Origin of the sequence: Niallia sp. FSL W8-1348, assembly GCF_038006745.1 — a bacterium.
Classification (GTDB): domain Bacteria; phylum Bacillota; class Bacilli; order Bacillales; family Cytobacillaceae; genus Niallia; species Niallia alba.
Map to the genome: position 1 here is coordinate 2,224,914 of NZ_JBBOVV010000001.1, position 14,598 is coordinate 2,239,511.

At 36.8% G+C, this 14,598-nt stretch carries 14 protein-coding genes and 1 other annotated feature; all 14 genes read right to left on the bottom strand.

The window, feature by feature from the left end; translation table 11 throughout:
* Nucleotides 1-45 precede the first annotated feature (45 nt).
* A complete protein-coding gene (rpmG, locus tag NST60_RS10645) occupies nucleotides 46-189 on the bottom strand; it encodes a 50S ribosomal protein L33 (protein ID WP_016204542.1) in 144 nt (47 codons plus the stop codon).
* A gap of 106 nt (nucleotides 190-295) precedes the next feature.
* The gene (sigH, locus tag NST60_RS10650) at nucleotides 296-955 is read right to left on the bottom strand and encodes an RNA polymerase sporulation sigma factor SigH (RefSeq protein ID WP_016204541.1); all 660 of its coding nucleotides are present in this window, start codon (nucleotides 953-955) and stop codon (nucleotides 296-298) included.
* Between the two features lie 70 nt (nucleotides 956-1,025).
* A complete protein-coding gene (locus NST60_RS10655; protein WP_016204540.1) occupies nucleotides 1,026-1,535 on the bottom strand; it encodes an NYN domain-containing protein in 510 nt (169 codons plus the stop codon).
* A 2-nt stretch (nucleotides 1,536-1,537) separates the two neighbouring features.
* Nucleotides 1,538-2,281, bottom strand: coding sequence for a 23S rRNA (guanosine(2251)-2'-O)-methyltransferase RlmB (gene rlmB, locus NST60_RS10660; protein WP_016204539.1), 744 nt, complete (start codon nucleotides 2,279-2,281; stop codon nucleotides 1,538-1,540).
* A gap of 12 nt (nucleotides 2,282-2,293) precedes the next feature.
* On the bottom strand, nucleotides 2,294-2,701 hold the full coding sequence (locus NST60_RS10665) for a Mini-ribonuclease 3 (RefSeq protein ID WP_016204538.1): 408 nt from the start codon (nucleotides 2,699-2,701) through the stop codon (nucleotides 2,294-2,296).
* Nucleotides 2,702-2,704: 3 nt separating this feature from the next.
* Nucleotides 2,705-4,105, bottom strand: coding sequence for a cysteine--tRNA ligase (gene cysS / locus NST60_RS10670; protein WP_212121181.1), 1,401 nt, complete (start codon nucleotides 4,103-4,105; stop codon nucleotides 2,705-2,707).
* The gene (gene cysE / locus NST60_RS10675; RefSeq protein WP_016204536.1) at nucleotides 4,105-4,755 is read right to left on the bottom strand and encodes a serine O-acetyltransferase; all 651 of its coding nucleotides are present in this window, start codon (nucleotides 4,753-4,755) and stop codon (nucleotides 4,105-4,107) included. The genes cysS and cysE overlap by 1 nt, the downstream gene beginning before the upstream one ends.
* Before the next feature lie 216 nt (nucleotides 4,756-4,971).
* Nucleotides 4,972-5,209: a binding site (T-box leader), on the bottom strand.
* A gap of 43 nt (nucleotides 5,210-5,252) precedes the next feature.
* A complete protein-coding gene (gene gltX, locus NST60_RS10680; protein ID WP_169187595.1) occupies nucleotides 5,253-6,710 on the bottom strand; it encodes a glutamate--tRNA ligase in 1,458 nt (485 codons plus the stop codon).
* A gap of 94 nt (nucleotides 6,711-6,804) precedes the next feature.
* On the bottom strand, nucleotides 6,805-7,287 hold the full coding sequence (ispF, locus tag NST60_RS10685; protein ID WP_016204534.1) for a 2-C-methyl-D-erythritol 2,4-cyclodiphosphate synthase: 483 nt from the start codon (nucleotides 7,285-7,287) through the stop codon (nucleotides 6,805-6,807).
* 55 nt (nucleotides 7,288-7,342) lie between these two features.
* A complete protein-coding gene (gene ispD / locus NST60_RS10690) occupies nucleotides 7,343-8,044 on the bottom strand; it encodes a 2-C-methyl-D-erythritol 4-phosphate cytidylyltransferase (protein ID WP_169187594.1) in 702 nt (233 codons plus the stop codon).
* 17 nt (nucleotides 8,045-8,061) lie between these two features.
* A complete protein-coding gene (locus NST60_RS10695) occupies nucleotides 8,062-9,135 on the bottom strand; it encodes a PIN/TRAM domain-containing protein (RefSeq protein WP_016204532.1) in 1,074 nt (357 codons plus the stop codon).
* Nucleotides 9,136-9,516: 381 nt separating this feature from the next.
* On the bottom strand, nucleotides 9,517-10,896 hold the full coding sequence (gene radA, locus NST60_RS10700) for a DNA repair protein RadA (RefSeq protein ID WP_016204531.1): 1,380 nt from the start codon (nucleotides 10,894-10,896) through the stop codon (nucleotides 9,517-9,519).
* 170 nt (nucleotides 10,897-11,066) lie between these two features.
* Nucleotides 11,067-13,517, bottom strand: coding sequence for an ATP-dependent protease ATP-binding subunit ClpC (gene clpC, locus NST60_RS10705; RefSeq protein WP_016204530.1), 2,451 nt, complete (start codon nucleotides 13,515-13,517; stop codon nucleotides 11,067-11,069).
* Nucleotides 13,518-13,539: 22 nt separating this feature from the next.
* Complete coding sequence (locus NST60_RS10710; RefSeq protein ID WP_169187593.1) at nucleotides 13,540-14,598, bottom strand: protein arginine kinase; 1,059 nt, start codon at nucleotides 14,596-14,598, stop codon at nucleotides 13,540-13,542.

Here is a 14,598-nt window from a genome sequence, read left to right on the forward strand (position 1 = left end):
GTTTTGTTACCTCCATCTTTAAAGCGGGCAATTTATCCAAGATCGTTATTTTGTTTCTTTATGAACGGTATGAGCATTACAATTTTGACAAAATTTTTTCATTTCCAAACGTTCTGTTCCATTGTTACTCACAGTAGAATAATTTCTTGTCCCACATTTTTCACACGCTAATACAAGCTTTTTCCTCATTTTACCTACACCTACTACGTCCTTTATATCTACTCAAACTGTATCATGGACACGCGTAAGATGTCAATATCAGTAAATATTTGTTATTTCAAAAAACTATTTACGTCTATAGCGAAAATTCTCTTATTTCTAAATACCGCTCTAACTTTCTTTTCACCCTTTGCAAGGCATTATCAATAGACTTCACATGCCTATTCAACTCTTCAGAAATTTCTTGATAGGATTGACCATCAAGATATAGAGACAATACTTTTCTTTCTAAATCACTTAATAATTCAGACATTTTTATCTCAATGTGATCATACTCTTCCTGATTAATGATCAATTCTTCTGGATCAAGCACTTTTGCTCCAGATATAATATCCATTAACGTTCGATCAGATTCTTCATCATAGATGGGCTTGTCCAAAGAAACATACGAATTTAAAGGAATATGTTTCTGCCTAGTTGCCGTTTTGATAGCAGTAATGATTTGTCTTGTTATACATAATTCCGCAAACGCCTTAAACGAGGAGAGCTTGTCCTCCTTAAAATCACGGATTGCCTTATAGAGACCAATCATACCCTCTTGTACAATATCTTCTTTGTCTGCTCCGATTAAGAAATAGGATCTGGCTTTAGCTCGCACGAAGTTACGATACTTTTGAATTAAATAATCTAAAGCATCACTTTCCCCTTGGTGCACCAATTCCACTAACACTTCATCTTCAAGTTCCATATAATTTCCAATATATTCGTTACTCTTAGTCCAGTTGTCAGTACTCATACAGATCCCCCCGACCGTGCAATCATGGATAAATCCATTATACTCTAGCCTTTTTTTGAGCGTCAACAACTCATTTTTCTCCACGGCGCCATTTTTCGAAAATTTCTTCCACTTCTCTTGAAAGCGGAATCTTTGCAACCGGCTTTTTTTCTTTGATTTTCTTTACTTTTTTCCCGATTTCTTGCTCCATGCCAGCCATCTCTAACAATAATTCTCTCGCTGATTTTCGCAAAGCTCCTTGTCCAAAAATAGCCCATTGCTCTGTAAAATCAGATGTCGCAACATGTATTTGTGTTTTTCTGTTATTGAGCTCAATTGCTAATTTCTCAATACGTTCATCTGCGGTTTCATTTTCCCTAGTAAAAATAACTTCCACTTTATAATCCTTATATTTTTTCTCTGTGCCTTTTACATAGTACGCATCAAAAACAACAATTACCCTGTATCCAGAATAACCCTGATATTCTGCCATTTTCGCTACTAAAGTATCTCTCGCTGCTGCAAGGTCTCTATTCTTTAGGACGTTTAATTCTGGCCAAGCACCAATAATGTTATATCCGTCAACAATAAGAATGTCCATTATTATCCCTCAAGTGGATGGCGTTTCCGATATACCTCATACATTAAAAGTGCGGCTGCAACAGAAGCATTTAAAGAAGTAACAGCTCCGGCCATAGGTAAATGAATAAGAAAATCACATTTTTCCTTAATCAACCTTCCCATGCCTTTCCCTTCGCTGCCAATCACTAATCCTAATGGCATCGTTCCATCAAATCTGCGATAATCTTCACTTCCTTTTGCATCTGTTCCTGCAATCCATATCCCTCTCGTTTTAAGTTCATCTATCGTCCTTGCCATATTCGTTACACGTACAACTGGTATATGCTCAATAGCGCCAGTAGATGCTTTAGCAACAGTAGCTGTTAAGCCTACGGCTCTTCTTCGTGGAATAATAATCCCATGGGCACCTACTGCATCAGCAGTCCTCATAATGGAACCTAAATTATGTGGATCCTCAATTTCATCAAGCAGCAAGAAAAAAGGCGTTTCTTGCTTTTTTTCTGCCAGTGCAAACAAATCGTCTATTTCTGCATATTGATACGCAGCAACTTGAGCTACTACTCCTTGGTGATTTGCATCTACTAAGCTATCCAACTTTTTCTTCGGTACAAATTGAACAAGCACATTTGCTTGTTTCGCTAAACCAATTACGGTTTGCATTTGTCCCTTTTGAGAACCTTCAGCAATGAGTATTTTATTTACATCTCTTTCCGATTTTAACGCTTCAATTACTGCATTTTTTCCAACAATAAAGTCACTTGACACTTTTCGCTCCTCCTATTTGCTTTCAATGACAGAAAGAGCTGCTTTGATTATTTCTTCAAGTCGCTCTTCTTTCTTTGCTAAATATAAAAAACCTAATACCGCTTCAAAACCAGTGCTATATCGATAGGTCTGTACATCTGTATTTTTAGGTACTGTACCGGATTTTGCATTACGCCCTCTCTTCAGTACCGCTATCTCCTCTTCGGAAAAAAACCCTTTTTCAAGAAGCTCATGTACTACTTTAGCCTGCCCTTTAGCTGAAACATATTTGGTAGCCTCTCTATGAAGCTGGTTAGGTTTTACCTTTCCACTATACAACAAATGTCTTCTTACATATATCTCAAGAACAGCATCGCCCATATAAGCAAGGGCAAGGCTGTTCAATTGTTTTTCATCCACTTTTTTATCATAGAGGAGCATCTTTTACCCTCTTTTCCATCGTATACCTTGTGCGGTGTCTTCTAATATGATATTCATTGCTTTTAATTGATCTCTAATCTGGTCAGCAAGCACAAAATTCCTATCTTTTCTTGCTTGTGTTCTTTTTTCAATTAGTGCTTCAATTTCCTCATCTAATAATTCTTCATTAGCAGATAAAGATAAGCCCAGCACTGCAAATAATTCTTCAAACTCTTGCATAAACGCATGAATAACAGCAGGAGAGGTTGTTTTTTCTAGTAAATAGTAATTTGCTTGTTTCGATAATTCGAACAAAACAGAAATGCCATTTGCTGTATTAAAGTCATCATCCATACTTTCAACAAATTGTTTTCGAAGATCAGTAATTTTAGCAATCCATTCATCATTTGTATCAGTAAGATCAGTACTCGCTGTACTGCGATGCTTTAAGTTTTCATAAGAAGTTCTAATTCTTTCTAATCCAGCTCTTGTATTTTCCAATACCTCTTCACTATAATTAATCGGATTGCGATAATGTACGGAAAGCATAAAGAATCTTAGCACTTGCGGATCATGAATTTTAATTATATCGTTTACCGTAATAAAATTCCCAAGCGACTTAGACATCTTTTCATTATCAATATTAATATACCCATTATGCATCCAATAATTAGCAAAAGTCTTGCCTGTTAATGCTTCTGATTGTGCTATTTCATTTTCGTGGTGGGGGAATGCTAAATCTTGACCGCCTGCATGAATATCAATTGTATCCCCTAAATATTTACGAACCATCGCAGAGCATTCAATATGCCAGCCTGGACGCCCCTCTCCCCATGGACTATCCCAGGAAATTTCGCCATCTTTTGCTTTTTTCCATAACGCAAAATCTAATGAATCTTGTTTCTTCTCCCCTACCGCAATGCGAGCGCCTGAACGCAATTCATCAATGGATTGATGGGAGAGCTTTCCGTATCCGTCAAAAGCTCTTGTATGATAATATACGTCTCCTTCAGACTCGTAAGCAAATCCCTTTTCTACTAACGCTGCAATAAAATCAATAATAATATCCATATTCTCTGTTACCCGTGGATGCGAATCAGCCTTTTTGCAGCCTAATGCGGAAACATCTTCAAAATATGCGTTAATAAAGCGGTCAGCGATAACAGGTACTGTTTCTCCAAGCTCATTTGCTGCTTTAATTAACTTATCATCCACATCGGTAAAATTAGATACAAATTGGACATCATATCCTCGAAATTCTAAATAGCGACGAACGGTATCAAAGACAATTGCAGGTCGAGCATTTCCAATGTGGATATAGTTGTAAACAGTTGGTCCACATACATACATTTTTACTCTTCCCTCTTCCAGGGGAACAAAGTCCTCCTTCGCTCTTGTTAATGTGTTATATATTTGAATAGGCATTACTTATAACTCCTTTCTTCCTGTAATTCTTTTAGTTGTTCTCTTAAATGGGCAATTTCCAATTCCATTTCTTTTAGTCGATCTGCAACCGGATCTGGTAAATCACAATGATTTAAGTCTTTTTTTATTTTAATACCATCTTGTACTTTAACTCTTCCTGGAATACCTACTACTGTAGAATTTGCTGGTACATCTTTTAGCACAACTGATCCTGCACCTATTTTGGCATTTTCCCCAATAACAATGGATCCAAGCACTTTTGCACCAGAAGCAATAAGGGCGTTATCTTTAACGGTCGGATGCCTTTTTCCTTTTTCCTTTCCCGTTCCGCCAAGTGTTACTCCCTGAAAAATAGTAACATTATCCCCTATCTCACACGTTTCTCCGATCACTACTCCCATACCATGATCAATGAATAGACGATTGCCGATTTTTGCTCCTGGATGGATTTCAACCCCTGTCATAAAGCGACTAAATTGCGAAATCACTCTCGCTAAGAAAAACCGTTTATGTCTAAATAAGAAATGAGCAATTCTGTGAAACCATATAGCATGCAACCCAGAATAAGTTAAGATAACTTCTATTGAGCTTCTTGCAGCAGGATCTTGTTCAAACACAACAGCTATATCCTCTTTTATGCGCCGAAACATATAAATCTCCCCCATTTTGCTACTACATTCTGCTTTCTAGCAATCATTACTCTTTTAAAAAGTTATGATTCCCTTTATCTTTTTCCCCTATAAACATCTCTATATCTTTATACACAAGAAAAGCTTCTTAATTCCTAAGAATTAGCTTTTCTAATCTTGCCCAGCACTTAAAAATGCATTTGTTTTCCCTATATAAAAAAGCGCCTCTGTCTAAAAGACAGAGACGCTTTTTCCGGCGCGGTTCCACTCTGTTTAGATCATTGCTCTTCGCAATAATCTCCACTCATCCCTGTTAACGGATAGGTTCCGCCTCTATCTACTAATAAACCATTCTTTTCGATACAGGACTCTGAGGCGCACTTCAAAAAGGAGGTTGCTTGAATCACTTTCAGCCGGGTGATGATTCTCTCTAATAAGCTTCTCTTTTTTTACTTTTCCTCTTCTTCGTTTTTTTCGATATAGCTTTCCTACTACTATATTACATTTCACCGAAAATGTTAACTAATTAATGCTGTTAATCTTGCTTCAATTTTTTCTTTTCCTAAAAGCTCAATTGCTTTTGGTAAATCTGGTCCATGGGTTTGTCCAGTTGTAGCCACACGAATTGGCATAAATAAGTTTTTCCCTTTTTGACCTGTAGCCTTTTGAACCGCTTTAATAGAAGCCTTTATCTGATCTGCACTCCATTCCGGCATTTCAGATAAGGCATCTTTAAACGCTTGTACTACACTAGGAACCTGCTCACCAGCTAAAACTTCTTCTGCTTCTCCATCATAATGGATTTCATCACTAAAGAATAAAGTAGATAAGTTTACAATATCTGCTCCACAGCTCATTTGCTCTTGATATAGACCAACCAGATTATTTACCCATGCCGCTTCTTCAGCCGAACGATTTTCACTCACTAAACCGGCTTTTTCTAAGTGGGGAACAGCTAGACGAACAACCGTTTCTAAATCTGCCTTCTTAATATATTGATTATTCATCCATGCCAATTTATTTTGATCAAATAGTGCAGGAGATTTAGATAATCTCGCTGGATCAAAAATACGGATAAATTCTTCGATAGAGAATAATTCCTCTTCTCCTTCTGGTGACCATCCTAATAGAGCAATGAAATTAAATAAAGCTTCAGGTAAATAGCCTAACTCTTCATATTGCTCGATAAATTGAATAATCGATTCATCACGCTTACTTAATTTCTTTCTACTTTCATTGACAATCAAAGTCATATGGCCAAATATTGGTCTTTCCCAACCAAATGCATCATAGATCATTAATTGTTTTGGTGTATTGGTAATATGGTCATCTCCACGTAGAACGTGGGTAATGTCCATTAAATGATCATCGATTGCAACCGCAAAATTGTATGTTGGAGTACCATCCTTTTTAACAATGACATAATCGCCAATTGTTTCTGACTCAAAGGAAACGTCCCCTTTTACCATATCATTAAACTCATAAACGATATTTTCCGGAACACGAATTCGAATACTAGGTTGTCTTCCTTCTGCTTCTAATTTTTCTTGTTGTTCCTTTGTTAAATGACGACATTTTCCAGAATACTTAGGTGTTTCTCCTCTACTTACTTGCTCTTCTCTTTCTGCTTCAATTTCTTCTTCCGTACAATAACACTTATAAGCAAGATCCTTGTCTAGCATCTCTGTATAGTACTTTTTATAAATATCATTTCTTTCAGACTGGCGATACGGACCGTATTCTCCACCAATATCCGTACTTTCATCCCAGTCCATTCCAAGCCACTTCAAATATTTTAACTGGCTTTCTTCTCCGCCTTCGATATTTCTTTTTTTATCCGTATCTTCAATGCGGATGATAAACTTTCCGCCTTTACTGCGTGCAAATAAATAATTAAATAATGCTGTACGTGCATTCCCTATATGCAAATGCCCTGTTGGACTTGGAGCATAACGAACACGAATTTCGTTAGACATGGTTGTGCCTCCTTGATAAATTACGCTTTTTCTCATCTATTCTATCACTTTGTTTTTTTCTTTAAAAGGTGTTCACCTTTATAATACCTATCATTTACACATTTCTTTTTTGGAGCAATACTACCGCTTGCGAGGCAATACCTTCTCCTCTTCCTGTAAACCCTAATTTTTCTGTAGTTGTCGCTTTGACATTTACATTCTCTTTCTCTGTTTCAAGTAAATCCGCAATTCTTGCTTGCATCGCTTGAATATGGGGGGCCATTTTAGGCAGCTGAGCCATGATGGTACAATCAGCATTCACTAATTTGTAGCCTTTTTCCTTCACTATTTGCCATACATGCTGCAATAGCTTTGCCGAATCAGCATCTTTAAATGCTTCATCTGTATCTGGAAAGTGTTTTCCAATGTCTCCTTCTCCAATCGCCCCTAAACAAGCGTCTGCAATCGTATGTAACAAGACATCAGCATCAGAGTGTCCTAATAGCCCTTTTTCGTATGGAATTTCTATCCCTCCAATAATAAGTGGTCTTCCGCTTACTAATTGGTGAACATCAAATCCTTGACCAATTCGAAACATCTTAATTCCTCCATTCTTTTATTTACAAAATCTAAATTTATTCCAAAAGTCCTGACTATAACGGTACATTACTTGCTTTTTTTCGCTTCGCCACTATCGCCTCAGCAAAGTATAAATCCTCTGGTGTCGTTAATTTAATATTGTCATAGTTTCCTTCTACAATTTGCACAGCTTGTCCTAATCTTTCCACCAAACTAGCATCATCTGTTCCTATATATGTATCTACAACAGCTCTTTCATGCGCTTCCTTTAAAATGGAAATGCGAAAAGCTTGTGGGGTCTGAATCGCCCACAAGCTTGAACGCTCAACTGTTTCCACTACCAATTCACCATTCACTTTTTTGACGGTGTCTTTAATCGGTACTGCTAAAACAGCTGCGCCACTTTCCTTTGCAACCTTTGTTAATCTAGCAATTTGCTCTGTTTGTATAAAAGGTCTCGCCGCATCATGAACAAGAACAATTGTATCATCCGGTATTTCCTTTACTGCATGGTAAACACTATGCTGTCTCTCTGCACCACCCTCAATTAGCGCAGTAACTTTTGTAATGCTATATTTCTTTACTAGTTCATCCATTATTTTTTTATCGTCTGAACTAACTACCAACCATATTCCATTACAGTTCGGATCATTTTCAAAGACAGTTAAGGTATGAATAAATACTGGTAAACGGTCTAACTCAAGAAACAGTTTGTTTTTCCCTAGTCCCATTCGTCTCCCTTGTCCTGCTGCCGGAATAATGACTTCATAAGTCATGTAACTAACCCCTATTCTTACAATGCTTTTTCTAATAATTTTGGTTTAGCAAAAATCATTCGCCCTGCAGATGTCTGCAAAACACTCGTTACTAGAACATCTATATGTTTTCCAATATAATTGCGTCCTTCTTCTACTACAATCATTGTTCCGTCATCTAGATATGCAACGCCTTGATTGTGCTCTTTTCCATCTTTTATAATTTGTATCTTCATCTCTTCTCCTGGAAGAACAACCGGTTTTACAGCATTGGCTAAATCATTAATATTAAGAACAGCAACCTTCTGCAGTTCACATACTTTGTTTAAGTTAAAATCATTCGTTACAACAACGCCGTTTGTTAATTTAGCTAATTTGACTAGTTTACTATCTACTTCTGCGATATCTTCAAAATCACCTTCGTAAATTTCCACTTTAATTGCTAATTCCTTTTGTATTCGATTAAGGATATCTAAACCTCTTCTTCCACGATTACGTTTTAGCGCATCGGATGAATCTGCTATATGCTGAAGTTCTCCAAGAACAAATTGCGGAATAACAATTGTGCCCTCTAGGAAACCCGTTTGACAAATATCAGCTATTCTTCCATCAATAATAACACTAGTATCCAATATTTTTAAATTACTTTTCTCAACTTTTACGGGTTCCTCTTCCACTACTTTTTTCTTTCTAGCTGTGAAGAGTGTTAATAATTCATCTCTCTTTTTAAACCCAACTTGAAAGCCTAAATATCCAAAAAGTAATGATAAAAGGATTGGAGCGACAGTATTAAGCACAGGGACCGACGTCAAAGCATACCCTACTAAAAAGGCTAACGTTAATCCAAATCCGATTCCAAGACTACCAAAGATTATATCCGTAATTGGAGCCTTTACAATTGATTCTTCTAAAAACTTAATAAAGTTAACAATATAATCAATCGCCCAAAAAGTAATAAGATAAAAAATAATGGCACCAAGTATTGCTGACACATATGCGTTATTAATAAGATCATGATCGATAGACATTACTGAGAATAAATCAGGAATAAATAAAAATCCGATTGTTCCTCCAATAATTAAAAAACAAACTTGAACAATGCGTTTTAACAATACTTCCACCTCCTCTTTCACATTATAAACAAATTCCCAGTTTTGAAACCTAATATTACAGGAAATTTTAATTTGTAATGAAAAAGTTATTTTTATAGATATGATGACTATGTCAAATACTAGTGTTAATAGATAGAATCTCTCACATTGCGCGGGAAATAAAATGCCTGCATACCCCTATCAAAAGTAATAATTTTATAATGGCAAGATACTTAAAAATACAAAAACCCTGGCAAAAATGGAAATATAACACAGACAAAGAGATAAATACCTATTTTATTTGATAAAACTAGATTAGCATTAAAAACAAATGCCTGTCAAATAAATAAATATTCCATTTTAACACAACTGAAAATTCACATCAATGTATTTTTTTTGAAATTAATGGCCTAAAGCAGCTGTTAAAGCTTCTGCTACTGTATGTACTCCGACAACTTCTAAACCTTTTGGAGCCTTTAAACCGCTTAAATTATTTGATGGGATAATAACACGCTCGAAACCTAATTTTGCAGCCTCTTGTACCCTTTGTTCTATTCGAGAAACTCTTCTAACTTCTCCAGTTAATCCTACTTCCCCTATAATACAATCAGTTGCTCTTGTCGGTTTATCTCGGAAGCTTGAGGCAATGCTAACTGCGATTGCTAAATCAATAGCGGGCTCATCTAACTTTACACCGCCAGCTACTTTTAAATATGCATCTTGATTCTGCAATAACATTCCTACTCTTTTTTCCAATACAGCCATTAACAACGGGACTCTATTATGATCTATCCCAGTTGCCATCCTTCGTGGATTTCCGAAGCTAGTCGGTGAAATCAATGCTTGTATTTCAACAAGAACAGGTCTCGTTCCTTCCATTGAGGCTACCACCGTAGAACCAGCAGCACCTTGTGAACGTTCCTCAAGAAAAATCTCAGATGGATTCTCTACTTCTTCAAGACCAACTTCTTTCATTTCAAAAATTCCCATCTCATTAGTTGAGCCAAAGCGATTCTTTACAGCACGTAAAATACGATATGTATGATGTCTTTCTCCTTCAAAATACAATACAGTATCAACCATATGTTCAAGCAATCTCGGTCCTGCAATCGAACCTTCCTTTGTTACATGTCCTACAATAAAGATTGCTATTCCTTTTGTTTTTCCGATTCTCATTAATTCTGCTGTACATTCTCTAACTTGAGAGACACTTCCTGGTGCAGATGTAACCTCTGGATGGTAGATTGTTTGAATCGAGTCAATCACAACAAACTCTACATTCGTATTTTCAATAGTTCTGCTTATATCCTCTAGATTTGTTTCTGAATAAACGAGCAAATGGTCGGAAACTACGCCTAAACGATCTGCTCTTAATTTTGTTTGTTTTTGAGACTCCTCTCCAGACACATATAGCACAGAGTGTTTTTTTTGTGCCAATTGGGAAGATACTTGTAAAAGAAGCGTTGACTTCCCTATTCCTGGATCTCCACCTATTAATACTAGCGAACCACGAACCACTCCTCCCCCAAGAACACGGTTTAATTCCATTAAGTCCGTATATATTCTTGGCTCATTGACTGTTTCAATGCTAGTTATAGGAATAGGTTTTGCTGCAATAGTACTGGTAGCTGAGTGCGCAAATGCTCCTTTTCTTTGAACAGTGCTTTTTTCTACTTCTTCCACCATCGTATTCCAGTTTCCACAACCAGGACATTTCCCCATCCATTTTGCAGATTCATATCCGCATTCCTGGCAAAGAAACTTGGTTTTTCTTTTAGCCATATTCATCCTCCTTTCCCTTCATTCTCTAACTTTCCCCATCGTAGCATATGTATCCTAATCTGATCGTCATGATTAAGTAGAGGATTAGTTTTTTCCTATTTTACATTAAATAAAGAAATGACACACGTAAAGCTGTAATACGTGTGTCACTTATTTAAATGTTGTTAGCGTTATTTTTGTAGATTTACTGCCGGCTCTTCACCATTTACCTTAACAGTAAACTCACCATTTTCTACATCCAATTCAATTTGTTGACCAGTTAATACCGTTCCTTTTAGAAGTTCTTCTGATAATCGATCCTCTACATGCTTTTGGATCGCACGACGTAGTGGTCTTGCCCCATACTCCGGATCATATCCTTCTTCTGCAATTTTTTCTTTCGCTGCTTCTGTAATAGTCAACTGAATATCCTGTTCAGTTAGGCGCTTAACTAACTGATCTGCCATTAACGTAACAATTTCTTTTAAATGCTTCTTCTCTAAGGCATGGAAGACAATTGTTTCATCTATACGGTTTAAGAATTCTGGACGGAATGCTCTTTTTAGCTCTTCCATTACTTTGCCCTTCATATCTTTATAGTCTTGATCTCCATCTTGAACGTTAAAACCAACATATTTATTTTGCTTTAACGCTGAAGCACCTACATTGGAAGTCATAATTAAAACTGTATTTCGGAAATCAACTGTACGTCCTTTAGAATCTGTTAAGCGACCATCTTCAAGCACTTGAAGTAAGATATTAAACACATCTGGATGAGCTTTTTCAATTTCATCTAAAAGCACTACAGAATATGGCTTTCTTCTTACTTTCTCTGTCAATTGTCCGCCTTCTTCATATCCAACATATCCTGGAGGGGATCCTACTAATCTTGAAGTAGAATGCTTCTCCATGTATTCAGACATATCGATACGAATCATAGCATCTTCATCCCCAAACATAGACTCAGCAAGGGCACGAGCAAGTTCAGTTTTCCCTACTCCAGTAGGACCAAGGAAAATAAAGGAGCCAATTGGTCTTTTTGGATCTTTTAACCCAGCTCTTGCACGTCTTACTGCCTTGGAAATAGCGATAACAGCTTCTTCCTGGCCAATAACTCGGTTATGAAGAATATTTTCCATATTTAACAACTTATCTGTTTCTGTTTGCGCAAGCTTAGATACAGGAATCCCAGTCCAACTTGAAACAACACTTGCAATATCTTCCACTGTCACTTCTGTATTCTCTTGGCCTTGTTTTTCTTTCCAATTTTTCTTTGTTTCTTCTAATTGTTCTCTTAATCTTTGTTCTGTATCTCGTAAAGAAGCAGCCTTTTCAAATTCTTGACTTTGAACAGATGCGTCCTTCTCTTTGCGTACTTCCTCTAACTTCACTTCTAACTCTTTTAAATTTGGTGGAGTAGTATATGATCTTAATCGAACCTTCGAACCAGCCTCATCAATTAAATCAATTGCTTTATCCGGTAAGAAACGATCAGAAATATAACGATCAGACAATTTAACAGCTGCATCAATTGCTTCATCTGTAATAGAAACGCGATGATGAGCCTCATATCGATCTCTTAATCCTTTTAAAATTTGGATTGATTCTTCACTAGTTGGTTCATCTACTGTAATAGGTTGAAATCTTCTTTCTAAAGCAGCATCTTTTTCAATGTATTTACGATATTCATCTAATGTAGTGGCACCAATACATTGAAGCTCTCCTCGAGCTAAAGACGGCTTCAGTATATTGGAAGCATCAATAGCTCCTTCTGCACCACCTGCACCAATTAAAGTATGCAACTCATCGATGAACAGAATAATATTCCCCGCTTGGCGAATTTCATCCATTACTTTCTTCAGACGATCTTCGAATTCACCACGATACTTCGTTCCAGCAACCACTGTACCCATATCCAATGTCATTACCCGTTTATCTCTTAAGATTTCAGGAACTTCATTTTGAACAATTTGTTGTGCTAGGCCTTCAGCAATAGCTGTTTTACCTACACCAGGTTCCCCTATTAACACTGGGTTATTTTTAGTACGTCTACTTAATACTTCAATAACACGCTGGATTTCCTTGCTTCTTCCGATAACTGGATCTAGACTACCCTCTCTTGCGATAGCTGTTAAATCACGAGCTAAGCTATCAAGTGTTGGTGTATTCGCACTAGCAGCTGAGCCACCTGGGTGATTTCCAGATTCACTACTTCCAAGTAACTGAAGTACTTGTTGTCGTGCTTTATTTAGACTTACACCTAGATTATTTAATACTCTGGCTGCTACCCCTTCTCCTTCTCTAATTAAGCCTAAAAGAATATGTTCTGTACCAACATAAGAATGACCTAATTTTCTTGCTTCGTCCATTGACAGTTCGATCACTTTTTTAGCTCTTGGCGTATAATGAATAGTTTGGGCAGCATCTTGACCACGACCAATCAAATTTTCTACTTCCTCTTGAATTTTTTCAGCTCCTAATCCAAGCGCTGATAGAGCTTTCGCTGCTATTCCTTCTCCTTCACGAACTAACCCAAGTAAAATATGCTCTGTACCAATATTATTGTGTCCTAAACGAATTGCTTCTTCCTGGGAAAGTGCTAATACCTTCTGCGCTCTTTCTGTAAATCGACCAAACATCATACTTTCATCCTCCTTAGAATCTCTATTCTGTTTCCAATTTTAATCTTTCTCTTATTAAGGATGCACGACGTATATCGCGATCATTGGGATTCATTTGTTCCCCAGCATATAGTTGTAAAAACCCTGGCTGAGTAAGAATCATTAATTCATTAAGGATACTTTTGGATATATTTTTTATATATCCCATATCAATACCTAATCGAACATCAGACAGACATTTTGCCGCTTCCTTTGTTTCCATAATACGACTATTACTTAATATTCCGTAGGAACGGAAGACTCTATCTTCTAATTGTATGTTAGAGGTTTTGGCTAATGCATTTCTCGATTCTTTTTCTTGATCAATTAATTGAGTAACAACACTTTTTAATTCCTCAATTATGTCTTTTTCGGATCTACCCAAAGTTATTTGGTTAGAAATCTGAAAAATATTTCCGAGAGCCTCGCTACCTTCCCCATAAATGCCTCTAACTACTAAGCCAAGCTGTTGAATAGCTGGGATAATCCGATTCATCTGTTGCGTTAATACCATTCCTGGTAAATGCATCATAACAGAAGCTCTAAGACCTGTTCCGATATTAGTCGGACAACTTGTCAAATATCCCGTTTCTACATGGTAAGCATAATTAATCTTTTTTTCTAATAAATCATCAATCCTATTAGCCTCTTTAAAGGCCTCTACTATTTGAAGACCAGGCTTGATACATTGAATGCGAATATGGTCCTCTTCATTAACCATGATGCTTACTTCTTCATCTTCTGATAATATTGCTGCTCCATAAGGAGATTGTTCAGCAAGTTGAGGACTGATTAGATGTTTCTCTACAAGAACTCTTTTTTCCAATTCATTTAAGTCACTCATTTCAAGCAGTTCCATCTGATCATTTGATTCCTTAACTATTGCATGTTCTACTTGCTGGATCACATTCTCAGCTTCTTCTTTCGAAAATAAAAGAGGAAATTTCACATCCTGTATATTCCTTGCTAATCGAATTCGAGAGGTAAGAACGATTTCAGAGTCTGGTCCATCAGAACACATCCATGAAGTTCGTGCTTTACTTATAAATTTTTCTAAAGACAC

What these genes read in the sequence shown, in the direction of transcription:
- rpmG (WP_016204542.1), bottom strand. Translation starts at nt 189, where the DNA reads ATGAGGAAAAAGCTTGTATTAGCGTGTGAAAAATGTGGGACAAGAAAT.
- sigH (WP_016204541.1), bottom strand. Translation starts at nt 955, where the DNA reads ATGAGTACTGACAACTGGACTAAGAGTAACGAATATATTGGAAATTAT.
- NST60_RS10655 (WP_016204540.1), bottom strand. Translation starts at nt 1,535, where the DNA reads ATGGACATTCTTATTGTTGACGGATATAACATTATTGGTGCTTGGCCA.
- NST60_RS10665 (WP_016204538.1), bottom strand. Translation starts at nt 2,701, where the DNA reads ATGCTCCTCTATGATAAAAAAGTGGATGAAAAACAATTGAACAGCCTT.
- cysS (WP_212121181.1), bottom strand. Translation starts at nt 4,105, where the DNA reads ATGCCTATTCAAATATATAACACATTAACAAGAGCGAAGGAGGACTTT.
- cysE (WP_016204536.1), bottom strand. Translation starts at nt 4,755, where the DNA reads ATGTTTCGGCGCATAAAAGAGGATATAGCTGTTGTGTTTGAACAAGAT.
- gltX (WP_169187595.1), bottom strand. Translation starts at nt 6,710, where the DNA reads ATGTCTAACGAAATTCGTGTTCGTTATGCTCCAAGTCCAACAGGGCAT.
- ispF (WP_016204534.1), bottom strand. Translation starts at nt 7,287, where the DNA reads ATGTTTCGAATTGGTCAAGGATTTGATGTTCACCAATTAGTAAGCGGA.
- ispD (WP_169187594.1), bottom strand. Translation starts at nt 8,044, where the DNA reads ATGACTTATGAAGTCATTATTCCGGCAGCAGGACAAGGGAGACGAATG.
- radA (WP_016204531.1), bottom strand. Translation starts at nt 10,896, where the DNA reads ATGGCTAAAAGAAAAACCAAGTTTCTTTGCCAGGAATGCGGATATGAA.
- clpC (WP_016204530.1), bottom strand. Translation starts at nt 13,517, where the DNA reads ATGATGTTTGGTCGATTTACAGAAAGAGCGCAGAAGGTATTAGCACTT.